Source organism: Chryseobacterium sp. C3 (assembly GCF_014218905.1).
Lineage (GTDB): Bacteria > Bacteroidota > Bacteroidia > Flavobacteriales > Weeksellaceae > Chryseobacterium > Chryseobacterium mucoviscidosis.
Window position 1 is genome coordinate 62143 of sequence record NZ_JACLCU010000001.1, and the last position, 24401, is coordinate 86543.

At 36.3% G+C, this 24401-nt stretch carries 19 protein-coding genes; 10 read left to right on the top strand and 9 right to left on the bottom strand.

Annotated features, from left to right (window positions below; all coding sequences use genetic code 11):
- Positions 1 to 258: 258 nt before the first annotated feature.
- From H6W53_RS00270 to H6W53_RS00290, 5 genes are all read right to left on the bottom strand, one after another.
- Complete coding sequence (locus tag H6W53_RS00270) at positions 259 to 507, bottom strand: DUF6952 family protein (protein ID WP_087709871.1); 249 nt, start codon at positions 505 to 507, stop codon at positions 259 to 261.
- Between the two features lie 2 nt (positions 508 to 509).
- Positions 510 to 815: a thioredoxin family protein gene (locus H6W53_RS00275; RefSeq protein WP_185204405.1), complete on the bottom strand. Its 306-nt coding sequence runs from the start codon at positions 813 to 815 to the stop codon at positions 510 to 512.
- Between the two features lie 126 nt (positions 816 to 941).
- Positions 942 to 1574: a peroxiredoxin gene (locus tag H6W53_RS00280; RefSeq protein WP_076390398.1), complete on the bottom strand. Its 633-nt coding sequence runs from the start codon at positions 1572 to 1574 to the stop codon at positions 942 to 944.
- Between the two features lie 148 nt (positions 1575 to 1722).
- Positions 1723 to 4662, bottom strand: a complete 2940-nt coding sequence (locus tag H6W53_RS00285; protein ID WP_185204406.1) for a M16 family metallopeptidase — start codon at positions 4660 to 4662, stop codon at positions 1723 to 1725.
- A 269-nt stretch (positions 4663 to 4931) separates the two neighbouring features.
- The gene (locus tag H6W53_RS00290) at positions 4932 to 6125 is read right to left on the bottom strand and encodes a pyridoxal phosphate-dependent aminotransferase (RefSeq protein ID WP_116099555.1); all 1194 of its coding nucleotides are present in this window, start codon (positions 6123 to 6125) and stop codon (positions 4932 to 4934) included.
- Positions 6126 to 6270: 145 nt separating this feature from the next.
- On the opposite strand from H6W53_RS00290, the gene H6W53_RS00295 reads away from it, so the two are divergent.
- The 5 genes from H6W53_RS00295 to H6W53_RS00315 all read left to right on the top strand — a co-directional run bounded on the left by H6W53_RS00295 (position 6271) and on the right by H6W53_RS00315 (position 11867).
- Positions 6271 to 7092: a GLPGLI family protein gene (locus tag H6W53_RS00295; RefSeq protein WP_185204407.1), complete on the top strand. Its 822-nt coding sequence runs from the start codon at positions 6271 to 6273 to the stop codon at positions 7090 to 7092.
- 85 nt (positions 7093 to 7177) lie between these two features.
- Entirely contained in the window at positions 7178 to 7813 is a 636-nt protein-coding gene (gene rsmG, locus H6W53_RS00300) for a 16S rRNA (guanine(527)-N(7))-methyltransferase RsmG (protein WP_076390390.1), read from the top strand.
- 413 nt (positions 7814 to 8226) lie between these two features.
- The gene (locus H6W53_RS00305) at positions 8227 to 8634 is read left to right on the top strand and encodes a hypothetical protein (protein ID WP_076390389.1); all 408 of its coding nucleotides are present in this window, start codon (positions 8227 to 8229) and stop codon (positions 8632 to 8634) included.
- A 6-nt stretch (positions 8635 to 8640) separates the two neighbouring features.
- On the top strand, positions 8641 to 9177 hold the full coding sequence (locus H6W53_RS00310; RefSeq protein ID WP_185204408.1) for a DUF922 domain-containing protein: 537 nt from the start codon (positions 8641 to 8643) through the stop codon (positions 9175 to 9177).
- Entirely contained in the window at positions 9174 to 11867 is a 2694-nt protein-coding gene (locus H6W53_RS00315; RefSeq protein ID WP_185204409.1) for a PD-(D/E)XK nuclease family protein, read from the top strand. The genes H6W53_RS00310 and H6W53_RS00315 overlap by 4 nt, the downstream gene beginning before the upstream one ends.
- Positions 11868 to 11926: 59 nt before the next feature.
- Here H6W53_RS00315 and H6W53_RS00320 read toward each other — a convergent pair whose 3' ends face one another.
- From H6W53_RS00320 to H6W53_RS00335, 4 genes are all read right to left on the bottom strand, one after another.
- Positions 11927 to 13873, bottom strand: coding sequence for a T9SS type A sorting domain-containing protein (locus tag H6W53_RS00320; RefSeq protein WP_185204410.1), 1947 nt, complete (start codon positions 13871 to 13873; stop codon positions 11927 to 11929).
- Between the two features lie 161 nt (positions 13874 to 14034).
- Complete coding sequence (locus H6W53_RS00325; RefSeq protein ID WP_087709898.1) at positions 14035 to 15213, bottom strand: acyl-CoA dehydrogenase family protein; 1179 nt, start codon at positions 15211 to 15213, stop codon at positions 14035 to 14037.
- Positions 15214 to 15333: 120 nt separating this feature from the next.
- The gene (locus H6W53_RS00330; protein ID WP_185204411.1) at positions 15334 to 16122 is read right to left on the bottom strand and encodes an NUDIX hydrolase; all 789 of its coding nucleotides are present in this window, start codon (positions 16120 to 16122) and stop codon (positions 15334 to 15336) included.
- A gap of 22 nt (positions 16123 to 16144) precedes the next feature.
- A complete protein-coding gene (locus tag H6W53_RS00335) occupies positions 16145 to 17257 on the bottom strand; it encodes an MFS transporter (RefSeq protein WP_185204412.1) in 1113 nt (370 codons plus the stop codon).
- A 13-nt stretch (positions 17258 to 17270) separates the two neighbouring features.
- Here H6W53_RS00335 and H6W53_RS00340 point away from each other — a divergent pair, with 13 nt between their 5' ends.
- From H6W53_RS00340 to H6W53_RS00360, 5 genes are all read left to right on the top strand, one after another.
- Positions 17271 to 17426, top strand: coding sequence for a hypothetical protein (locus tag H6W53_RS00340; protein WP_185204413.1), 156 nt, complete (start codon positions 17271 to 17273; stop codon positions 17424 to 17426).
- An 83-nt stretch (positions 17427 to 17509) separates the two neighbouring features.
- The gene (locus H6W53_RS00345; protein ID WP_185204414.1) at positions 17510 to 20410 is read left to right on the top strand and encodes a SusC/RagA family TonB-linked outer membrane protein; all 2901 of its coding nucleotides are present in this window, start codon (positions 17510 to 17512) and stop codon (positions 20408 to 20410) included.
- Between the two features lie 11 nt (positions 20411 to 20421).
- Positions 20422 to 21981, top strand: a complete 1560-nt coding sequence (locus H6W53_RS00350; RefSeq protein ID WP_185204415.1) for a RagB/SusD family nutrient uptake outer membrane protein — start codon at positions 20422 to 20424, stop codon at positions 21979 to 21981.
- Between the two features lie 16 nt (positions 21982 to 21997).
- Positions 21998 to 22852, top strand: a complete 855-nt coding sequence (locus H6W53_RS00355; protein ID WP_185204416.1) for a hypothetical protein — start codon at positions 21998 to 22000, stop codon at positions 22850 to 22852.
- Positions 22853 to 22873: 21 nt separating this feature from the next.
- Positions 22874 to 24349 carry a glycoside hydrolase family 30 protein gene (locus H6W53_RS00360; RefSeq protein ID WP_185204417.1) on the top strand — a complete coding sequence of 492 codons (1476 nt, stop codon included), beginning with the start codon at positions 22874 to 22876 and terminating at the stop codon, positions 24347 to 24349.
- The last annotated feature ends 52 nt before the right edge of the window (positions 24350 to 24401 follow it).

The following is a 24401-nucleotide window of genomic DNA, read 5'->3' on the forward strand; positions in this document are numbered from 1 at the left end:
ACAGTTTTTAAAAGGATTCGTGCTTATTCGTGAAAACACATTTGTGAAATTCGTGTTTGAACTAAAACACAAATGGCACTGATTTTATCACAAATGCCACAGTTTTTAAAAGGATTCGTGCTTATTCGTGAAAACACATTTGTGAAATTCGTGTTTGAACTAAAACACAAATGGCGCTGATTTTATCACAAATGCCACAATTTTTAAAAAAATTCGCGTTTATTTGTGAAAGAATATTCGTGAAATTCGTGTTTAAAATTATCTGTCAATCGATCCTAAAACCTTCTGAGCAAAAGAATTTAAAGCATCTTTTTCGCTCATTCCGTTTTGTACGTTGGCGTGAACTTCCAGAGCTCCGCAGATATTCGTAATCAATTCTCCTGCAACGTTCATATCTTCTTCGGTAGTTCCTCGGAATTCTGTGAAGCTTTCTAAAACTTCTAACGTTTTTTCAAGATTTTCAGGAGTCTGGTTCTGATAAAACTGTCTGATGATCGGTAACTTCATGATTACAATTCGTTGAATAAATTAATTAAACTTTCTGCCTGATTAGACTGTACCTGATTCACCAACTCACCGTTTCTGAAGATTGCAAAAGTCGGAAGATTATCCACTGTTGCCAATTTTCTGCTTTCCGGTAATTTTTCTGCATCTACGTAAAGGAAAGGAATGCTTTCGTTCTCCGATGCTAGTTTTTTGAATTTCGGCTTCATGATTCTGCAGTTTCCGCACCATGTTGCACCGTATTGTACTACAACCTTTTCATTTTCGCTTACAATATTCTGAAGCTTATCTTCTGTTAATTCTGTATACATAATTTTAATTTGAAAATTTGGAAATTTATTAATTTGAAAATGCTGAAAAATAGAAAATGAGATAATTCTTAAATAATCAATGTGATCAATTTTCAAATTATCTCATTTTCAAATTATCTCATTATCTTAGTTTTTCGCTAAATACTCCGCAGTAGAAGTTCTGTCTGCTTTCATTGCTTCTTTTCCTTCTTCCCAGTTTGCAGGGCAAACTTCACCGTGCTTCTGTACGTGCGTATAAGCGTCGATTAATCTTAAATATTCTTTTACGTTTCTACCAAGAGGCATATCGTTTACAGACTCATGGAAAATTTTTCCGGTCTCGTCGATAAGGTAAGTTGCTCTGTAGGTAACGTTTGAACCTGTGAAAACTTCTTCACCTTCGTCATTGTATTCGAAATCCTGATCTACAATTCCTAAAATGTTAGCCAATTGTCTGTGAGTATCTGCTAAAAGTGGGTAAGTAACGCCTTCAATACCTCCGTTGTCTTTTGAAACATTTAACCATGCGAAGTGTACTTCGTTGGTATCGCAAGAAGCACCGATTACTTTAGTGTTTCTTTTTTCAAATTCTGGTAAAGCTTCCTGAAAAGCGTGAAGCTCAGTCGGGCAAACAAAAGTGAAATCTTTCGGGTACCAGAATAAAAGAACTTTCTGTTGGTTTTCTGTAGCTTCCTGGAAGATGTTGATTCTAAGATCATCACCCATTTCAGACATTGCATCTACTGTTACATTCGGGAATTTTTTTCCTACTAAAGACATAATTTTCCTGTTTTTTTATTTTAAATTTTCAGGTGCAAATATAGAAATATTTCGTCTATCGAACAATTTGATTTCGATAAATAAAATCTATAATTATTTTTGATCTGATAGAAATAAAAAAGCCCTGAATTTCAGGGCTTTTTTATTATTAATAACCAAAAATCTCAGTCAAATTCAATTTCTTCACTTCACCGAGTTTCTGCATATCGGCTTCACTTACTTTATCCTGCGAAGCAACGAGACAGTAGGTGTAGCTTTTACCTTTCATTTCCTTGTCGTGGAAACTGTTGATGTCTGCAAACGTCAGTTTTGGAGCCTGTTCGTAAGTATTCTTTCGGATATCCGTATTATTTCCAAGCTTTTGGGCTCTTAGATACGTAAAGATAATTCCGTCCTGCGTAATTCTTTCGGAGGCAATCGTTTTCTTCAGTCCGCTTTTTGCAGTTTCAAATAACTGATCAGATTTCGGAAGCGTTGTCAGAAGCTCATTCATCGCTGTGGTAGATTCATTGAATTTATCTGCCTGAGTTCCTACATAAGCCATAATCATATCTTTATCCTCTTTTTTGCCCGGAAGCGAGAAGTAAGAATAGGTAGAATAGGCCAAAGCTTTAGATTCCCTGATCGTCTGGAAAACCACAGAACCCATTCCGCCACCGAAATAATTATTGAACAAATTCACGGTCGGAGTAATGCTTACATTATAAGGATCGCTGTTTCTTACCCAGAAAATTTCCGCCTGTACCATATCGTAATGGGCAAACAATACTTTATTCTTATCCGTAGGAATCTGGGTAAATGTTTTAGACTTCGGCATATCTTTCAGCGAAGCCGGAACTTTATGGATCAGCGTTAAAGAAGAAGCAACTTCGTTGGCTGATTTCGGACCGTAATGAAGAATTTTATGCTTGAAGTTGAATAAATCATGCAATACATTCACTAAATCTTCTGCTTTTAAGGCATCCAGTTCGGCATCGCTTAACACATTATTAAATGGATTTTGAGGGCCGTATTGTGCATAGCTTCTCAATCCGCTCATGATGGAACCTTTGTTCTGTTTCGCATTGGCTCTTGATTTCTTCAGCCTCACTTTATAAGAATCCAAAGCTTTCTGATCAGCCACACAGTTTTTAATTAAATCTTCGAACAGAGCTGCAGTTTTATCAAAATTTTCATTTAGACCTTCCAGTGTAACGTAGGTTTCTTCATTTCCTGCGCTTACATTGAAACTTGAAGCCAGTTTGTAAAATTCTTTACTGATGTCTTCCGAAGATTTATTTTTTGTCCCTAAATATTGCAGATATTCTGCTGCTAAAGGAAGAATTTTGTTATTCCATTTTCCGGCATCGAAATAATAATATAATCTGAAAAGATCATTGTCTGTATTTTTTACAGAAAGTACATCCACCGATTTTACTTTGCTTTTGGCAATATCTTTTTCAAAATTCAGCCATACCGGAGAAATCGGAGCTTCCGGCATTTCGTCGATCTTTTTCAGGAACGGCGACTGGTCTTCTCTGTTTACGGAAACCGGAGTAATTGTAGGTTTGTCTACTTTTACGATATTTTTGTCTTCTCCTTTTCTTTTGTAAACCGCGATGTAATTATTATCTTTAAGATATTTAGATGCGAAATCCATGATATCTTTTTTCGTCAGTTTAGAAATTTCTTCAATATACTGAAGCTGGGTTTTATGGTCTACTTCGGAAGTAAATTCATCCATCAGAGATTCTGCTCTTGAGGTATATTTTTCATACTTCTGGATCACATTTTTCTTCTCATTATTCACGATCGACTGGATCAGATCATCAGAAAATTCTCCCTTTCTTAGCTTATCGATTTCCTGAAGCAATAAATTCTTCACATCATCCAAAGACTGTCCTTCCGTAGGATTTCCCTGTAACAAAAGCGCCGAATAATCTTTCAGAACATACGGAAACGCATAAGCACCCAGTAATTTCTGCTTTTTAACCAAATCAAGATCAATTAATCCCGCCTGTCCGTTGGTAAGCATACTTCCGATGAAATTCAGCATTCTTGCATCTTTTGTAGTAGCACCCGGAAAACGGAATCCGATCATAATATTTTCAGGATTCGGTCCGTAAACTTCCCGGGTAATCGGAGCCATAATCGGACTTTCCTGTCCCGGATTGTATGCCGGAACCGGTTTGTTTTTCATGTAAGAAAAAGCTTTGTCGATCTTGCCAATCATTTCATCAGGATTAAAATCTCCCGACATGATGATCCCCATATTATTCGGAACGTAATAATTGTTATAGTATTCTCTGATCGCTTTTAGTGAAGGATTTTTCAGGTGTTCAATCGTTCCGATGGTCGTTTGCTTTCCGTAATTGTTATTCGGGAACATCGCGGCAAACATAGATTCCAGAACCTTTCTTCCGTCATTATCCAGACCTCTGTTTTTTTCTTCATAAACTGCTTCCAATTCTGTATGGAAAAGTCTTAAAATCGGCTGTCTGAAACGTTCTGCCTGTAATGCTAAAAATTTATCCGTTACATTTGCAGGAATATCTTCCGTGTAAACTGTCTGTTCGTACGAAGTAAAAGCGTTGGTTCCGTCTGCGCCCATTCCCGACATCATTTTGTCGTATTCGTTCGCAATAGCATATTTTGCTGCTTCTCCCGAAACTTTATCGATTTCTTTATAAATTTCCTTTCTCTTTGCTTCGTCCGTTGTCGAATTATATTTTTCGTAAAGAGCATCAATCTGGTCAAGAAGCGGCTTTTCTTTTGCCCAGTCTTTAGATCCGAATTGATCCGTCCCTTTAAAAAGCATATGCTCCAGATAATGCGCCAAACCGGTATGATCCGCCGGATCGGTTTTACTTCCTGCTTTCGTTGCAATAAAAGTCTGGATTCTTGGATCTTTTTTCGTTGGGCTCAGAATAACGGTTAATCCGTTTTTCAGCGTGTAATATCTTGCTGAGGTAGGGTCGTTGGTTACATATTTATAGCTGTAGCCGTTCGACTGTGCTTCTTTCCACTGGAAATCCTGTCCGTAAGCGTATCCGCAGTAACTTGCTGCTGCAATACTGGTTACAATGGTGATTCTTTTTAAAAAATTCATGTTAATTGATGTTGGAATATGTTTGATTATTAAAATTGTTTAAACTATTTCAGGATTAACCACAAAGTCGCAAAAGCTAATATTAAAGTGAGTTTCTATAATAATTAAAGCACTCAAAAGAATAAAAATCAAAGATTTTTAAAACTATTGTGAACTTTTTTATGTATAATGATCAACTTTAAATAAAAGTTTAGTTCATCTTTTGTGGCTTTTGCGGTTAAATAAAAGTTTAAACAGACTTATTATTTAAAAAAATGCTTAAATTATTCTTAGTTAAATTTATCCAGTAAATCTTTAATTCTTTTCATGGCTTCTTTTAAATCTTCCTCCGAAGCCGCATAAGAGAATCTGATGCATTCAGGACTTCCGAAAGAAACTCCGCCAACACATCCTACATGAGCATTTTCGAGAAGGAACATCGCGAAATCATCAGAATCTTTAATTTCTGTTCCGTCTAATGTTTTTCCGATGTAATGCGATACGTCCGGGAAGAAATAAAAGGCAGCTTTAGGCAAAACCACTTTAAAACCGGGGATTTCTTTAATTAAATCATAAACCAAATCCCTTCTTTTTTTGAAAGCATCAATCATATATTTATACTCCGAAGGATCGGTCTGTAAAGCTGTGATAGACGCTCTCTGAGCCATTGTATTCGCTCCGCTCGTCATTTGTCCCTGAATTTTTTCACACGCTTTAGCCAGCCATTCCGGACACGCAGAATAACCGATTCTCCATCCTGTCATCGCGAACGCTTTAGACATTCCGTTAATAACGGCAGTCTGTTCGTAAACCTCTGGAAACTGAGCAATCGACGTTGTTTTCGTTTCGTAGTTGATGAATTCGTAGATTTCGTCTGAAATTACCGTTACATGAGGATATTTGGCAATCACTTTTGCCAGAGATTTCAGTTCATCATACGTGTAATATCCGCCAGAAGGGTTGCACGGTGAGCTGAACAGGACCGCCTTTGTTTTATCTGTAATGGCTTCTTCAAGCTGTTCCGCAGTGATTTTAAAATCTGTTACATATGAAGTCGGAAGCATCACAGAAACTCCGCCCATCATTTTTACCATTTCATCATAGCTTACCCAGTAAGGATTCGGAAGAATTACTTCATCTCCATCGTTAAGAAGAGCAGCCAGAACATTTAAAATTGCCTGTTTTGCACCGTTGGAAACGCAGATCTGCGTTGGTTTATATTCTAAATTATTATCTCGTTTTAATTTGTGAGCAATCGCTTCACGAAGTTCTAAAAATCCGGGAACAGGAGAGTAGTGACTGTAATTTTGGTTAATGGCATCAAAAGCAGCCTGTTTGATATTGTCCGGAACATCGAAATCGGGTTCCCCTAAAGTAAGGCTTATAACATCTATTCCGCTGGTTTTCATTTCTCTAGCCTTATTCGACATAACAAAAGTTTGTGAGTAACCAAGTCTTTGTACTCTATCTGAAAGTTTCTCCATGTAATTATTTCTATTTTAACAAATATAATAAAAAGTATTTCTTCAGAAATTAAAATACAGCCGGAGTAAGCTTTTTTGTCTGCGTCAGTGTTTTATCACTATATTTGTAGTTATTCAATGTAAAATTAAAACACCAGTCACCATTATGTACAAATTTCTGTTTCTTTTTATCGTTTCACTGGCTTCGGCTCAGAATTACCGCTTTGTGTACGAATACAGGATGAAGCCGGATCTCAATAAAAAAGATTCCATCATTACAGATTATATGAATCTGGATACGGATGGTAAGAAATCCTATTTTTATAACGCTGTGAAATACGAAAGAGATTCTGCTTATGCGGCTACAAAAAGTTATAAGGATTTGCTTTCGTCTAAAAACTATGACCAGAATCTCAGCTATATCATTGAAAAAGATTATGCTAAAAAAACAGCTAACTTTTATGATAAGTTTAAGACCGTCAGTCTGTTAATTCCGGATAATGAAGCTCCGAAATGGAAAATTGAAAAAGAATTTTTAAAAATTAATAATATAGATTGCCAGAAAGCTACGGCAAATTTTAAAGGAAGAAACTGGGAAGCGTGGTTCAGCAAAGATTATCCGGTTAACGACGGACCGTACAGATTTTCAGGACTTCCCGGACTGGTGGTAAGCCTTAAAGATTCTGAAAATGATCACGTTTTTAATTTAATTCAGATTAAAAAGATCAACGGAATTTTTTCGCTTGTCCCAAAATCTACAAAGCAGATGACTTTTGCAGAATATAAAAAGGCGATGGGAAGTTTTAGTTTCAGCAACGACGATGTGGAAAGTATAAGCATCAATAAACAGATAGGGAAAGTTGATATCCAATTGAAAGACGGTTACATAGCAAAGCTGGGAACCGAAGATATGAAATCCGGAAAACTGGATGAGAAAATTTCCAAATTACTGAAAAGAACGAACAATTATATCGAAAAAGAGGAGTAAAGAAATTTCTGAAAGGTAAATCTTGGTTTTGATAATTTGAATAAAGCTGATAAAAAACTTATTTTTGCCGTTTATAATAATTTATATGTCTACAACGTTACTACTAAAATACTTTCCGGATCTTACAGAGACACAGATCGATCAGTTCAATAAACTGGAGGTTTTATATCATGAATGGAACGAAAAAATCAATGTGATCTCAAGAAAAGATATGGAATCTCTGTACGAAAAGCATATTTTACATTCTTTGGGAATTGCAAAAGTGATGGAATTTGCTCCCGGAACAAAAGTTTTGGACATCGGAACAGGCGGTGGTTTTCCCGGAATTCCTCTGGCAATTTTGTTTCCCGAAACTCAATTTACTTTAATTGATTCTATCGGAAAGAAAATAACGGTGGTAAATGCTGTTGCAGAAGGAGCCGGATTAAAAAACGTAACCGCAATCCACGGAAGAGCGGAAAAATTAAAGGAAAAATTTCATTTTGTAGTAAGCCGTGCTGTAACACAGATGCCTGAATTTTTAAGATGGCTGAAAGGTAAATTCGAGAAAGAACAGTTCAATACAAAGCACAATGGTGTTCTGTATCTGAAAGGAGGGGATCTTGCTGAAGAATTAGCCGGACTGAAATGTGAAATTTTCAGCCTGAAAAGTTATTTTGACGAAGAATTTTATGATACAAAAAAAGTAGTGTATCTTTCTAAAGGTAATTTTAATTCTTAATTTTGTATTTAATGTTTAAACTAATTTTGAAAATTAACAGCAAAAGTCACAAAAGATCAGCACAATGCGACATTAAAATATTTAAAGCTCCCAAAAGAATAAAAATCAAAGATTTTTAAAAACTATTGTGATCTTTTTTATTTATAATTGTTAACTTTAAATAAAACGTTTAATGAATGTCCGTAATTTATTATCATTGAAAAACCTTTGAGTTCTTTGCTGAGTGAATAGTTTATGCTGAGTTTATCGAAGTACCTTTGCGAACTTAAAAGCAGTTGGTATATAAAAGAATCTTAGCGATTCTTTGCGTTAAAAAACAATATGATTAATATAACGGATAATCAAAAAGTTTAAACACATTTTGTTAAATAATAAATTCTGATATTTTTAATAATAATCTAAATTTTATAACTATGAAAAAGTTTCTCCATTTTGGGTTTTCTGCATTAGTTTTAGGATTATTTTTTACATCTTGTAACAATGATGATGACTATAACACCATAGAATCTGTTGATAAAATTAAAATTGACAGTGTGAGAATTGTTAACGATACGATGGATGTATTTTCAGTTCAGAGTATTAAGACTTATTCTACTTATCCTTCTCATTGTCAGGGTTTTTATGGATATGATTATGTGCATAACGATAATTTAACCAGAACCGTTACGGCTTATAAATACATTACGAACGGACCGTGTACGGAAAAAACATACACTTCTGCCAATCAGATCAATTTTAGTCCGCAACAGATTGGTACGTATACTTTTAAATTCTGGAATGGCGGTAACAACTGGATCACCAAAACAATAGTAGTTCAATAAAAATAAATGAAAGGAGTTTTTGTGGCTTGTTTTCTGATTTCCAATATTCTATTCGGTCAGAAAATAAAGTGGGAAGAGGGAAAAAAATTGAATTGGAGCAATTTTAAAAGCAAAGTCAATAACCAGCGTGGAGACAATGTCGTGGCTTATACGAACTGTGGATGGACGTATTCCTACGTAAAATCCTCCAATCCGAAAGCTCCGGTAAAAATTACGATTCAGACAATTTTTAACGAAAACCAATCGTGGAAAGACGTTAAAAGAATCAATGATTATGTGCTGCTTCATGAGCAGAAGCATTTTGATGTTGCAGAAGTTTTTGCCCGCAAACTGAGAAAAGAAGTGGCGGAAAAGATTAAAAACGGAGCTGATTTCGACAGGTATTTTAAAACCATTTACAATACAATCCTGAAAGAATATCAGGATTTCCAGAAAACTTATGACGGCGAAACAAGGAACGGAATGATAGAGGAAAAGCAGGCGGAATACAACCGAATCATTGCTGAACAACTGGAAAATTACAAAAACTATAAAACCTCTTGAAATTCCTCAATAAAATCATCAGTGAATTATTAAGCCAAAATTCCGATTTATCTGAATTTAACATCGTTCTGCCCGGAAAACGTCCTATTGTTTTCATTAGACGAATTCTTGAGGAAAATAATTACTCCGGATTTTTGCCGAACTTTTTTACAATTGAAGAACTGATTGATAAAATTGCCGACAAACAGCAGATTCAGGGAATTGCACTCTGGCTTTTCGCTTTCGATGTTTATAAAAGCTTAAATCTGATTCCGAATGACGATTTTGCAGAATTTCTGAAATGGTTTCCCACGTTGCAGAAAGACTGGGACGACATCCTGAAATTCTCCGAAAGTGATGAAGCCGTTTTACAGTATATGTTTGATGAAGAGCGGATTAAAGAATGGGCGCAGGATTTGGGAGAAGACGATGAAGGACCGCGAAAAAAATTCCTTAATTTCTGGAAAAACATGAATGTCTTTCTTCCCGTTCTCAAGAAAAAACTTAAGGAGAAAAACTGGGCAACTTCCGGAATGATCAACGAAACGGCAAAAGCAAAAATTGATGAGTTTGCCAAAAATACCGAAGAAAAATTTGTGTTCTGCGGCTTCAATGCCTTTACTCCGGCGGAAGAGAAGCTCGTAAGAAGTCTTCTGCAATGGGACAAAGGACAGTGCTTTTTTCAGGCAGATCATTATTATTTTGATGATGAAAGACAGGAAGCAGGAAAGTTTTTAAGAAACCATAAAACGTGGAAAGAATTTGATGATCACCGTCTTTTTCAATGGATTGAAGACGACTTTAATCAGCCTAAGAACATAAAAGTCTACGAAGTTTCGGGAAATATTACCCAGACGAAAATTTTACCGGAAATCTTCAAAGAAATAGAAAATAAAACATACTCCGATACTGCGGTCGTTTTGCTGGATGAAAATCTGCTTCCTGCAAGTCTGGATGTAATGCACGGCGTTCCCAATCTGAATATAACGATGGGTTTTCCTTTGAAAAACCTTTCTTTTTCGAATGCCGTAAAACAGCTTTTTTATCTTCAGAAACAACTCGAGAAAAACAAATCGTCGTACTATTACCGCGATATTTTCCCGATTCTGGAAGAGTTGCCGAAATCTGCTGAAGATGAACTGGTGATCAATAATTTTAAAGCGAAAATCGAAGAACGCAATATCGTTTACATTTCCAAAAAGCTTTTTCACGAATTGTTACATGAACTTTCGTACTATAATTTACTGAAAAAAGCAGACTCTACAACTGTTTATTTAGATTCTTTAATTGAATTCTGCAAGCAGATCAAATGGCTGGAAATTGATGATATTCAGTATGAAAACGTTTCTCATTTCGAAAATGCTTTCAGAATTATCAAAAACCAGTTGTCTCCTTATCAGTTTGAAATTAAAATGGAAACACTGGAAATTCTGATTAATCAGCATATTAATTCAGAAAGTATTGATTTTCAGGGGGAGCCTTTGAGGGGGTTGCAAATCATGGGACTTCTGGAAACCCGTCTCCTGAATTTCGAAAACGTGATTATGCTTTCTGTAAACGAAGGGAAATTACCGCTGGGAAATTCACAGAATACGTATATTCCTTTTGATATCAGAAGATTTTTTGATCTTCATACTTTTTTGGAAAACGACAGTATTTATGCTTATCATTTTTACAGATTGATTCAGGATTCTAAAAATGTACATTTACTTTTTAATGCCTTAAGTTCCGGAGTAAATACGGGAGAAAAAAGCCGTTTCATCACCCAGATCGAAATGGAAAGTTCTCACAATATCGAACATCTGATTATTGAAAATTCTTCCGAGCCGATTATTACGCAGCCTATCGAAATTTCAAAAACCGAAATTGTTCTTCAACGGCTGGAAAAATGGAAGGAAAAAGTTTCGGCTTCTCACCTTACAAGTTATCTGTACAATCCGATTGATTTTTACCTTTCCAAGATTTTAAAGACCTCGGAAAGTGATGAAATTGAAGAAGAACTGTCTGTAAAAAACTACGGAAATCTGGTGCATTATACTCTTCAAGAAATTTATGAAGTATTAAAAGGTAAAATATTAAAAGAAAACGATTTAAAAGAATCAGTTAAAGCAATAGATCAATATATAGAAGTAGCTATTGAAAAGCTGAAACATCAGCCGGAATTTTATGAAAAAGGAATGAATTTCATTCATAAAGCTATTGCTAAAAAAGTAATTGAAAATATTTTAAATCATGATCTTGAGCTGATAAAAAGCGGAAACGTACTGGAAATTTTAGACATCGAAAAACGTTTCGAAAATGTAGATTTTTATCTTGATGAAAAAGACAAAGTTTCCTTTTTCGGTTTCATCGACAGAATCGACCGGCTTAACGGAACGTTGAGAATTATCGATTATAAAACGGCAAAGATCAAAAATCTGATCGTAAAAATTGATGAATCCAATGTAGACGAATATTTCCATAACAGCGACCGAAAACAGGCTTTGCAGTTATGTATTTATCAGTATGTTGTGCAGAATCTTCCTGAGTTTTGGGGACTTCCGATTGAGACGGGAATCTGGAGTTTTGCCGAAGCTAAAAAAGGCGTTGTTTCTCTTCAGTTTGACAAAGGGGATATTGATGATGCCATGAAATCCATTAAAAGCCTGATCGAAGAAATTCTGAATCCGGATCTTGCATTTATCGAAAACATAAAACCTTATTCTGCATAAAAAGAATGCATCCGAAGCGGATGCACTCATGACGATGAAGGATTGTATGAAGAAAATTACTATAATTTCACTTTTTTATTGGAAGTTTTTCCGTCGTTCTGAATTACCTGAACCACATAAATTCCTGTTTTGATGGTATTTGATTTGAATTGAGAGCTGTTTACTTCCTGATTCTGGATTAAATCTCCTGAAATACTGTAAATACTGATATTTTTAATACCGTTTTTAGCTTTTACAATAATTTGATTATTCTGAGCAATAACTGAAACCGGATCTTCCGCTTTCAGTTCACTGATTTGTTTTTTAAACTGTAAATTATAAAAACGGGTGGCGATTTCTAAAGTAAGGTTTTGAGAATCAATAGTATTGAGATTTATTCCTCCGTCTTTAATATACTGTTCCTGAGAAATGGATTTGATAAGATTTTTATTGTCATCAAAAATATTGACCGCTAAAAGTTCTTCCTGATTGATTTTTAAATTCAGAATATTGTTGAGCTCAGATTTTACAATATCCTTTTCTTCTACCGTTTCCGGACTGTTTTTAATGTACGGAATGAGTTTTTCCGAATTATTTTCAGAGACTTTTAATAAATATACTCCATCTTGTAAGGATGCTAAATTATTGTTACTCACAGCTTTTCGTTCAGCTTTTTCTTTGTTAAAATCTGTGATTTCAAGAAGTTCCATATTCTGAAGATCAGGTTTTATCTGGGAAGTATAAAGAGCGCTGATTGCGGGCTGACTGTTTTGTGCTTGTTTAGAAGTCAGCATCGCCCATTCATTGAAAAGTCCGCCGCTTCTTAAAGTATTAAATTTGGCATTGGATGCCAGAACAAAAGGCACAATTCCTCCGATATGTCCTAAAGGTCCCCAATAAAATGCCTCCAGTTTGTATTTATTCAGATCCCACCACGAATAGTAACCTCTCTGAACCTCAATGGTTTTAGAAGTATTGTCCGGATGAATGGCGAGATCAATCGTAGAATGTCCTAAAGTCATGGGTGTTTTATTATACCAGTCGTATACGTCATTTGATTTCAGGCATTGTCTCAATTTGTTATTCTGGTTATTCGTAACATCATTTACGAAATTATTGGTAAAAAGTGTTCTCCACACCAAAGGACCCCAAAGCAGACCTCCGTTATCCTGAACAACATGATAATTGTAGCGATCCAGATATTCTGAAGAGATTACTTCCGAAATATTGCTGTTATACATTTGGTACCCTGTTTTATTGCAGGTATTAACAACATTGGCAATAAATGAAGTAAACGGATAAATCTGTTTTTCCAGAACGCCTTTCTGTAAAGTAACGCCTGAGAAATCATAAGGTCCGTCTCCCATATAAGCATATTTGAAGTTCAGGTTGTTGGGATTCGAAATGCTCAATTTCTTTAAAGTAGACATTGCTGCATGAGCGCCCTGCGAATAACCCGCTAAAAAATATTCGTCGTAGCGTTTTACATTTTGCTGGGCAAGAACTTTATTGGCTGCCGTTACAAAATCAATGGTCGCAGAAGCTTCGGTAGGATAGTGTACATAGGGATGAACTCCGTCTCCGCTTCCCATCCCTACATAATCGGGAGCCATTAAAATATATCCGTTCAGGACATAGGAAAGCTCCACTACAAATCCTGCATACAGAACTCCTTTAAGATTAGAAGGTACATTTTGGCGGCTGTCCGTGGTTCCGTGATCCGAAACTACCGTAGAAAGCTTGTAATTCGCTTTTGGATACATCAGAAGTCCGGTTGCCTTTACGAGATTATTTTTCTCGTTTTTTGTATAATATGTTATTTTATAGGCCTTTAATCCTACATTAAAACTGTTGAGATAATTTATAAAATCAGGAGAATTCTGTTCGCCAAGATTGTTTGAGATAAAACCCGCCACCGCTTGCGGAGTAAGATCAAGTTTTGGTTCAACACTGAAAATGTCTCCGGCTTGTTGTGCAAAATAAAAGGAAGCAGTAAGTCCCAGAAAAAGAGTAATTGATTTTTTCATTATTGTCAATTTTTATTGATGTTTAAGTTAGAATTTTAAAATAAAACAGTGGTAATTTTATCATATCAATAATTATTCAGTGAATATCAATTTTTTTTAAAAAGAAAAAGTCTGACCAAAAACTGGTCAGACTCTGTATATTTTATTACAAATTTTCTCTCTTAGAAGGCGTTAATTCCCGTAATATCAAGACCTGTAATCAATAAATGAACATCGTGCGTTCCTTCATAAGTAATTACAGATTCTAGGTTGGCTGCGTGGCGCATCATCGGGAATTCACCCATAATTCCCATTCCTCCAAGAATCTGACGTGATTCTCTTGCAATATCAATCGCCATTTTCACGTTGTTTCTTTTTGCCATGGAAATCTGGGCAGGAGTTGCTTTATGATCGTTTTTAAGATTTCCTAACTGTAAGCAAAGTAACTGAGCTTTAGTGATTTCCGTTAAAAATTCAGCTAATTTCTTCTGTTGCAACTGGTAAGATCCGATAGGTTTTCCAAACTGCTTTCTTTCTTTAGAATACTGAACAGCAGTGCAGTAGCAATCAATAGCCGCTCCGATTACGCCCCATGAAATACCATATCTCGCTGAATTTAGACAAGATAAAGGTCCTTTCAATCCTGTAACTCCCGGAAGAAGATTTTCTTTCGGAACTTTTACATCATTAAAGACCAATTCTCCTGTTTTTGAAGCTCTTAAGCTCCATTTATTGTGAGTTTCGGGCGTTGTAAAACCTTCCATTCCTCTTTCAACAATCAGTCCCTGAACTTTTCCTTCTTCATTTTTTGCCCACACTACGGCAATATCGCAAAGAGGAGAGTTGGTGATCCACATTTTAGCCCCATTCAGAAGATAATGATCTCCCATGTCTTTAAAATGTGTTTCCATGGAACCCGGATCGGAACCATGATTAGGTTCGGTTAAACCGAAAGAACCGATCATTTCTCCGGCAGCTAATTTGGGTAAATATTTTCTTTTCTGTTCTTCCGAACCGAATTCATTAATAGGAAACATCACCAGAGAACTCTGCACAGAGGCAGCAGAACGTACTGCAGAATCACCTCTTTCAAGCTCCTGCATAATCAGACCGTAAGAAATCTGATCCAGTCCGGAACCGCCATATTCAACAGGAATATAAGGTCCTAAAGCCCCGATTTGCCCCAATTCTTTCATTAAATTCGGGATGTCGGTGTGGTTTTGGGCAGCATGATCAATCTGTGGCATTACAAAACTTTCCACCCAGTCTCTTACAGACTGTCGGATAAGTTTATGTTCTTCAGTAAGTAAAGCATCGATCCCGTAATAATCGGGAATGCTCGTAAGGGAATAATATGACATTATATTTTAATTTTCCTAAAAATAAGACTTTTCACTATTTCAGAGAAATTTTTTTTAAATGACTTTTATCTTTTGATTTTTAGATATTTAAACTGAATTTTAAATACAAAACATCAAAAATTAATTTTCCTCTTCGTTGGAAATAGGGTACTGATTTGTCGGATTGTAGATCCTGGTTTTAAACTTGTACAAATACGGAGCTTTATTGGCAGAACCGTCATACAGTTTTTCCAGTCGGTCTAAAATATTAAGACTTAAAATTTTACGCTGAAAATTATTTCTTCTGAATTTTTCGCCCAAAATCGTTTCATAAAGACATTGCAGATCTTTCATGGTGAATTTTTCCGGAAGAAGATTACTCGCCGCTACTTCGGTATTGATGTTCATTCTGAGATATTCCAGTCCTGTTTCTATGATTCTGTCGTGGTCAAATGCCATTTTGGGCAGTTTGTCTACCTCAAACCATTCGCAGCTTTCATTAAAAGCATCCGGAAAGGTATTTGCCATCGAAAAATCAATCAGGCTGCAGTATCCTACTGTAATAAAACGCTGGAAGATCCAGTGATCTTTAGGCACTTCAACGCCTTTGTTTTTAAGCAGAATCTGGTGAACATTATTTTCTGTCCTGTCGATTCTTCCAAAAGTATGAAACTGTTTCAGGAAAATATTCTGGAGATGCGTTCTTTCATACAGAACACGTTCCGCCGCTTCGCGAAGATCTTCGTCATTAAAAACAAAACCTCCGGGAAGAGACCACAAATCCAGATCGTGGTATTTTAAGAGTAAAACTTTCAGGATGTTGTTATGAAAACCAAATATAGTACAGTCTACAGACACGTGTGCTACAAAGTCTTTTGTATCAATAAGTTCCTGAAGGGTTTCCTTACTCTTTTCGTTCTTGATTTTCATGGGATAAAAATAAAATTATTTTCTAAATTTTTTTATCTGCAAATCTAAAATAAATTAAACTAATTGTAAACAACAGAATAACAGCAGATAAAATATACACAGAATAGTAATTAAGAAGCTGATTTCCGAATAAAACCGACATGATGATGGAGCTAACCGAGCTTCCCAATGATGAAAAAATAACAATTAGTGACGTTAAAACGTTGGCTTTCGATTTGTCGATTGTGGCAATCATCTTAGAGTTGATGACCGGATAAAGCGGAGATAAGAACAATCCGATAACAGGAAAAAGAAACAGCAGAATTTTAGAATCGTCCCATCCGGAAAATTGGATTCCGATGATGATTAAAAGTACTGCAACAATGGATGATAAGCACAGAACATAATATTTCGACAAGGAAAATCTCTGGATCACATTAGCCGTAACAGTTCTTCCAACATAAGAAAACAGAGCTAAAAACGAAGATGCCTGAAGCGCAAAGAAAGAATTGACCTTTAAATGGTTTTTATAAAAAGAAGGCAGCCATGAATTAAAGCTTTGCTCTACAAAAACAATAGAAAAAACAACTGCTAAAAATATGATTAATAATGGATTGGCAATTCCGGCAACTTCTTTAAAAATATTTTCATTCTCCATGTTTTCAGGTTCTGAAACTGGTAGTTTTGAAAATAAAAAGATCGTTATTGCCGATAATACAGAGATGGATAAAAATCCGAATTTCCAGAATTCTGAAAACTGACTGGAAATGACCCATCCAAATCCGATATTCACAACAAATATTCCGATCATAAATGAAGCTTCTACACTATTCATGGTTTTGGCTAAAGATTTCTCATCCGAAATATTGTTTCTGATGATTCCGAAAACGCAGATTTTTCCGATCGCGAAACACGCTCCGATGATGGCAAACCATACTTTATAAAACCAGAATACTTCTACAAAAGGTAAAATAAGGGAACATATCCCAACAATTGTTAAAGCCAGAATCAGGGATTTTTTTGTTCCGGTTTTGCTGATAAAATTAACAGCAAAAAGTGAAATAAAAGCAATGGGAAGATCTTTAAAAGACTCTAAAAAACCAAGCTTATCATAGGTGATTTTGGCTTCCGAAAGCTGAAGAATTACAATGCCCATGCAGTTTAGAACCATGGAGAAAATTAGAAATGTAAGCCTGAGCGGAAGTGAAATTTTGGAGTGCTTGGTCGTCATTTTGGGGATTGATTTTATCTGTTTTTTTGAAATATTTATGGTTTTCGAAGAAAAATTTATGCCTTCAAATGCCCAAAAATACAGGAAATATTAAAATAGTTATTAATAAAATGTTAAATAATTAAAAAAAAATATATTTTTATTGTCTCAATTTGAGAATTAAAAAACTAACTGTATATGAATGTAAGAATATCTAGAAGTTTAGGCATGGTTGCGGTGCTGTATTTCACTGCTAATTTTAATGCCCAAAACACAAAGACCGACACCCTTCCAAAAGAACAGAAAATTGAGGAAGTAGTCATGATTGGTTATGGTACTCAGAAAAAGAGTAATGTGACGGGAGCCATCTCGAGTATCAAAGCAAGTGACATCGAAGCGATCCCTGCAGGAAAACCTGAGCAGGTTCTTCAGGGTAGAGCCGCAGGTGTTAACGTAATTTCCAACTCCGGTCAACCGGGATCCAGTGCAACAATTCGTGTAAGAGGGGTTACCAGTTATTCCTCTAATAATGATCCGCTTTGGGTTGTTGACGGGATTGTGGTAGACGGAATTGGATGGTTAAGCCAAAGCGATATTGAAAGTATTGAAGTATTGAAAGATGGTGCTTCTTCTGCTATTTATGGAGTTTCTGCTGCAAGAGGAGTTATTTTGGTGACTACCAAAAAGGGCAAAAAAGGAAAACTTACCTTATCCTACAACGGTTTCTTCGGGGTGAGCAATGCCGCAAGAAAATTAGATCTTTTAGATGCTACACAATATGCTACTGTTATTAATGAAGGTTTTGCAAATGACGGACAAGCTGTAAGATTTCAAAATCCTGCATCATTCGGAAAAGGAACCGACTGGCAGAATGAAATTTTCGGAACCGGAGCAAGACAGAACCACGAGGTAAGTATACAGGGAGGAAACGAAAAATCGACTTACTTTGCGTCATTTGGATATTACGATCAGACAGGTATCGTAATGAGCGATATTTCTTATTACAAAAGATTAACAGGACGTTTAAATTCAACTCATAAAGTAACAGACTGGCTTACTTTAGGACAAACTTTTGCTTATACTAACCAAAAAAACCAAGGGATTAATGCTAATGGTGAGTTTGGTGGTCCTCTAAGTTCTGCAGTGAATTTGGACCCCATTACTCCTGTTGTGGTAACGGATTGGTCACAGGTAAATCCTGCTTTATACACCAATCAATATATCGTAAGAGATGAAAATGGAAATCCATACGGAATTTCGCCTTATGTAAACCAGGAAATGTCTAATCCTAGAGCTTTCAGGTATACACAATTAGGAAACAATAACTGGTCAGACGATTTTATTGCTAATGTTTTTGCAGAAGTAAAATTTTTAAATCATTTTACATTTAAGTCTTCATTAAACGGTAAAAAAGCATATTGGGGAAGCCAGAATTTCACTCCACTTTTCTATTTAAGTGCAACATACAGTAATTTAGTTCTAAACAGCTTAAGCCGTACGACTCAAAAGAAATTTGAATGGAGTTTTGAAAATACATTGAATTACCAGAATAAATTTGGAGATCATAGCCTGAATGTACTTTTGGGAACAGGATATTATGACTATAATATTGGAAATGGACAAACCGTTACTCATAAGGGGCTTCCGATCAGCAGCTATGAAGAAGCTTCCTTCAACTTTGAAGTTCCTTTGGCAAACCAAACTTCTTCAGCATGGGATAATCAGGAATGGAACAAAGCTTCTTATTTCGGACGTTTAATTTATGATTTTAAAAATAAATACTTATTTACTGGTACATTAAGATATGATGGTTCTTCGTTGTTTGGGGCAAATCATCATTGGGGTGTATTCCCTTCATTCTCTTTAGGATGGAATGTGGATAAAGAAAACTTCTGGCCGGAAAATAATGTGGTAAATAGTTTAAAATTCCGTGGAGGCTACGGAACTTTAGGGAATGATGGTATTGAAGTTTACAAATTTTCAAAACTTTATATTCCTGGAGCAAACTATACCAGTGGATCAGGAGGCGTATTGATTGGGTATTTGCAAAATGGTCTTGAAAATAAAGATTTGAAATGGGAAACGACCACACAAACAAATATTGCAGCAGATTTACGACTTTTCAAAAACTTTACTTTAACAGTTGATGTTTATAACAAGAAAACGTCAGATATTCTTAGACCGGTTCAAATTCCGGGTTATGTAGGAGTTACAGGATCTTACGTTGCCAATATTGGAGACATGAGCAATAAGGGGGTTGAAGTAGAATTAGGCTACAAAAAAAGCTGGAATGATTTCACGGTTTCTGTAAATACTAATTTCGCTTACAATAAAAACGAAGTTTTATCGCTTGAACAGGGAACAAAATTTTTGGATGGAGCAGGTTTCCAATCTATGGGATCGATCCAAAGAATTGTAGTAGGTGATGCCTATAATTCTTTCTACGGCTTTAAAACTTTGGGTGTTTTCCAAAATCAGGCGCAGATTGATGCGTATGTAAATTCTAAAGGACAATTGCTTCAAACAGAGGCAAAACCCGGAGATTTTATTTGGGCAGATTCTAATGGCGATGGGGTAATCAATGATTTGGATAAAGTGAATTTGGGAAGTTCAATTCCTAAATATAATTATGGAGCTACTTTAAATGTAAGCTATAAAAACTGGGATTTTATGGTATTCGGACAGGGTGCGGGAGGAAACAAAATCTTTCAGGGTTTAAGAAGATTGGATATGTTAGATGCTAATTATCAGACAAAAATCTTAGATAGATGGACGGGAGAAGGTTCTACAAATGAAAATCCGAGACTAACACGAGCAGATGCAAATAAAAACTACTCAAGACTATCTGACTGGTATTTGCAAAAAGGAGATTATTTCAGAATTAAATTAATTCAGTTAGGCTACACGCTGCCTCAGAATGTTACCCAAAACTTTGGAGTTAACAAGCTAAGATTTTATGTAACTGCCGAAAACCTAGTTACTTTTACAAAATATACCGGGTACGATCCGGAAATTGCGGCAGGAGATTCTTTTGGAATAGACAGAGCATTTTATCCGCAGGCAAGAACTTTCATATTGGGAGCTAATATAACTTTCTAATTTTTAGTACAATGAAAAATAAATTTTTAAAAATATCAATAGCAGCTTCATTTTTAGTGAGTGTATCTACTCTTAATGTAGCCTGTAACAACGACACTTTAGAAGAAAAAGAATACAAAGGTGCATTCGCCGGAGATAACTTTTTCAGAAATGAGCAGGAATGTTTTTTTGGTCTTGTGGGGACGTACGATGTAATGAGAAAATATGCAGGCGGATTTGAAAATATGGTCACTTTTTTCAATGCAGCTTCAGATGATTTCTATGCAGGAGGTGGTAGTGCTACAGACGGAGCCGGTATTCAGGGTGCATCAAGTTTTCAGATTAACCCAACTACAATGCCTGCAAGTTATTGGAGAGATTATTATCAAGGTATTGCAAGAGCTAATGCCCTTATTTTAAATGCTCCCAATGCATCAATGGATGAAACTTTGAAACAACGTTTCATTTCGGAAGCAAAAACTCTTCGGGCAATGTATTATTTTGATTTGTTGAGGGTTTTCGGAAACATTCCCCTTATTTTAAAACCTTTTGAAGCAACAGACGATTTTTATAATGTTCCGCAAGTTGCACCTGCACAAGTTTATGCTCAAATAGAAAAAGATCTGACCGAAGCTTTGCCAAATCTTCCTATGACAGTAATTGGAGAGGAAAAAGGTAGATTAACGCAAGGCGCGGCAAAAGCTCTTTTAGGTAAAGTATATTTATATCAAAATAAAAAAGCTCAGGCTGCCGCACAATTTGCAGATGTAAACGGAACTCCGGGAGGAACCAGTCAATATGGATATAAACTGTTGGCAAGTTATGATGATCTTTGGAAAGCAGGAGTAGCACTTGGTGGTACTCCAGATCCTTATGAGTTTACGTCAGAATCTATTATTGAAGCATCCCATAGCGACCAGGGAAAATCCGACTGGGGCTTTTGGGGACAAGGCAAGGATGAAGGAAATTCTATCTGCGTTATGAGTGCACCAAGATCTTATAACAGAATTAGTCAGACAAATCCTGCTAATAATGCTCCGGATATCGTCTCAGGTTGGGCATTTAATACAGTTACAACAGATCTGTTTAACTTTATGCAGAGTGATCCGCGTGTAAATGCTACTATTCTAAATATGAATGCGTTAAAAGCGCAAGGTAAGGCAGATTATGCACCGGCTTATAAAGATACAGGATATTTTCTTAATAAATTTATGCCTACATCTGATAAAAAATCAACTTTAGGTGTTACCGAACTGAATTATCGTCAAAATTATATGGTGATAAGATTAGCAGATACCTATCTAATGGAAGCAGAGGCACTTAACGGTACAGGTTCAAGAGCACAAGCTTTGTTGGATGCGGTAAGAGCAAGAGTTGGTTTAGCTTCAGTTCCTGTTTCTATGCAGGCAATTAAAGACGAAAGAAGAAGAGAACTTGCAGGTGAAGGACATCGGTTTTTTGATCTTGTAAGATGGGGAGAAGCTTCTACAAAATTGGCTTCCAAAGGTTTTGTTGCAGGGAAAAATGAAATTATGCCGATACCTCTTGGTGAGCTTACGGGAACCATTTTGAAACAAAACCCTGGATATTAATTTAAACATTAACAACATGATAACTAAATATATTAATAAAAGCCTTTTATTAGCCTCGTCAGTTTTTTTCTTGGCAAGCTGTACACCGGATAGCGTAGATGGTGATGGAAACGGTATTTCTCAGGGAACTTTAGACGCTTCTTTTAAAGTTACAAAAACATCGGAGAATCATTACTTGTTGAAAAGAAATTACAATAATTATATTAATTCAAGTTGGAATATAGATGATGACGGTTATAATAATGGAAAAGGCGAACAGAATCTTTTCCTTCCGGATGCAGGAACTTATGTGGTTCAGCATCAGGCGGTAGGTATGGGTGGAGTTATTGGAGGTACAGCCAGTGAAACAATTGTTGTCCCTACTTCAGATCCTATTTCCGGAAATATGATTCAGGGAGGAAGATTCGATACACCTGATGAAGTTGCAAAATGGTCTGTTCACAAAATCAGCGCTTCAGGGGCTCAATGGGTTTTTGCTAACGGTAAAGCCACAATTGTTGCAAGTGGAAGCAGTCAGCAGGGTATTTATCAGGCTGTGAATGTTGTGGCAGGACAGAAATATTCCATCGATATGGTAGCTTCTTCAGATACACCTTTGGTAAATACATGGTTCGAGGTTTATGTTCTAAATGCGGCTCCGGTAACGGGACAGGATGTAAGCGGAACGGTTTACAGAAATATCAATACCTGGGACGGTTGCGGAACGGGCAAATTCAAAGGAAAAGTTTCGTCTGTTGGATGCAACGGATCGAAAAATGGCGGAATTTACACAGCTACAACAACAGGAACCGTTTATTTGGAAATTAAGTGTGGAGGAGGTACTGTTAATAGCTTAAGCATTGACAAAGTTGAATTCCGTAGAACTCAATAATCTTCACACAATTAAATTGATATGAAATTACAATATTCATATAGTTTCGTACTTAGAAGTGCTGCACTTTGCGGTGTAGCGCTTCTTTCTTTTTTAAACTGCAGCAGTACCTCTTCGGATTTATCCAATAATACAGATAATTCCGGAAACAACGGAAACGGAAGCGGAAACACTTCCGGAGATCCGGTACAGGTGTGGTTAACGAAAGGAGATCAGACAGTGAAACTACAACAGCAGGGAACCTCTTATTTTTCAGGAACTTCAGCAGCAGGAACCACCATTGAAGTAGACGGCTCGCAAATATTCCAGACGATAGATGGATTCGGATATACGCTTACAGGAGGAAGTGTACAGGTAATCAATCAACTGAGTGCGACAAAAAAACAGGAATTGTTAAATGATCTGTTCAGTGCTTCCGGAATTGGAGTAAGTTATTTAAGAATCAGTATTGGTGCTTCGGATCTCAACAGCGAAGTTTTTTCGTATGACGATATGCCGACCGGACAGACTGATCCTACATTGGCTCAATTCAGCTTAACCAAAGATCAGGCTTTGATCCAGATGCTGAAAGATATTCTGATGATTAATCCGAATATCAAAATTTTAGCAACACCTTGGTCGCCACCTGTCTGGATGAAAGACAACGGAAACACAATGGGGGGAAGTCTGAAACCTGAATATTATGCAGCGTATGCACAGTATTTCGTAAAATACATTCAGGCAATGCAGGCTCAGGGAATTAAAATTGATGCCATCACTCCACAAAATGAACCGTTACATCCCGGAAACAATCCGAGTATGTATATGTCAGCAGGAGATCAGGCAACTTTTATCAAAAATAATTTAGGTCCTGCTTTTCAGACGGCAAATATTAATACAAAGATCATAGCTTATGATCACAATTGCGACAATCCGGCGTATCCTTTGGCGGTATTAAATGATACAGCGGCAAATCCTTATGTAGACGGATCGGCTTTCCATTTGTATGCAGGAGATATTTCGGCTTTGGGAACAGTACATAATCTATTCCCGAATAAAAACGTCTATTTTACTGAACAGTGGACAAGTTCTACCGGTGCTTTTTCAGGAGATCTGGACTGGCACATGAAAAATGTTATCATCGGATCCATGAGAAACTGGAGCAGAAATGCTTTAGAGTGGAATGTAGCCAATGATGCTTCATTCGGACCACACACACCGGGAGGATGTACCCAATGCAAAGGGGCAATTACCGTAAACGGAAGTACGGGTTACGACAAAAATGTTGCCTATTATATTATTGCTCACGCTTCAAAATTTGTTCCGGCAAATTCTCAGAGAATTGCTTCTACACAGGCAGATAACCTTTCCACGGTAGCTTTTAAAACTCCGGCAGGAAAAACAGTATTAATTGTTCAGAACAGCAACTCTACAGATAAAGCATTCAACATAAAATATAATCAGAAGACAGCTTCGGTAAGTATGCCGGGAATTTCTACAGCGACTTATATTTTTTAAGACAAATATATCTGTTAAAATTTGTAATGATTGAAAACTTTTTGTTCTTTGT

Excerpts from the sequence above, each read along its gene's own strand:
- H6W53_RS00270 (WP_087709871.1), bottom strand. The coding sequence starts at position 507 with ATGAAGTTACCGATCATCAGACAGTTTTATCAGAACCAGACTCCTGAA.
- H6W53_RS00275 (WP_185204405.1), bottom strand. The coding sequence starts at position 815 with ATGTATACAGAATTAACAGAAGATAAGCTTCAGAATATTGTAAGCGAA.
- H6W53_RS00280 (WP_076390398.1), bottom strand. The coding sequence starts at position 1,574 with ATGTCTTTAGTAGGAAAAAAATTCCCGAATGTAACAGTAGATGCAATG.
- H6W53_RS00285 (WP_185204406.1), bottom strand. The coding sequence starts at position 4,662 with ATGAATTTTTTAAAAAGAATCACCATTGTAACCAGTATTGCAGCAGCA.
- H6W53_RS00290 (WP_116099555.1), bottom strand. The coding sequence starts at position 6,125 with ATGGAGAAACTTTCAGATAGAGTACAAAGACTTGGTTACTCACAAACT.
- H6W53_RS00295 (WP_185204407.1), top strand. The coding sequence starts at position 6,271 with ATGTACAAATTTCTGTTTCTTTTTATCGTTTCACTGGCTTCGGCTCAG.
- rsmG (WP_076390390.1), top strand. The coding sequence starts at position 7,178 with ATGTCTACAACGTTACTACTAAAATACTTTCCGGATCTTACAGAGACA.
- H6W53_RS00305 (WP_076390389.1), top strand. The coding sequence starts at position 8,227 with ATGAAAAAGTTTCTCCATTTTGGGTTTTCTGCATTAGTTTTAGGATTA.
- H6W53_RS00310 (WP_185204408.1), top strand. The coding sequence starts at position 8,641 with ATGAAAGGAGTTTTTGTGGCTTGTTTTCTGATTTCCAATATTCTATTC.
- H6W53_RS00320 (WP_185204410.1), bottom strand. The coding sequence starts at position 13,873 with ATGAAAAAATCAATTACTCTTTTTCTGGGACTTACTGCTTCCTTTTAT.
- H6W53_RS00325 (WP_087709898.1), bottom strand. The coding sequence starts at position 15,213 with ATGTCATATTATTCCCTTACGAGCATTCCCGATTATTACGGGATCGAT.
- H6W53_RS00330 (WP_185204411.1), bottom strand. The coding sequence starts at position 16,122 with ATGAAAATCAAGAACGAAAAGAGTAAGGAAACCCTTCAGGAACTTATT.
- H6W53_RS00335 (WP_185204412.1), bottom strand. The coding sequence starts at position 17,257 with ATGGGCATTGTAATTCTTCAGCTTTCGGAAGCCAAAATCACCTATGAT.
- H6W53_RS00340 (WP_185204413.1), top strand. The coding sequence starts at position 17,271 with ATGGAGAAAATTAGAAATGTAAGCCTGAGCGGAAGTGAAATTTTGGAG.
- H6W53_RS00345 (WP_185204414.1), top strand. The coding sequence starts at position 17,510 with ATGAATGTAAGAATATCTAGAAGTTTAGGCATGGTTGCGGTGCTGTAT.
- H6W53_RS00350 (WP_185204415.1), top strand. The coding sequence starts at position 20,422 with ATGAAAAATAAATTTTTAAAAATATCAATAGCAGCTTCATTTTTAGTG.
- H6W53_RS00355 (WP_185204416.1), top strand. The coding sequence starts at position 21,998 with ATGATAACTAAATATATTAATAAAAGCCTTTTATTAGCCTCGTCAGTT.
- H6W53_RS00360 (WP_185204417.1), top strand. The coding sequence starts at position 22,874 with ATGAAATTACAATATTCATATAGTTTCGTACTTAGAAGTGCTGCACTT.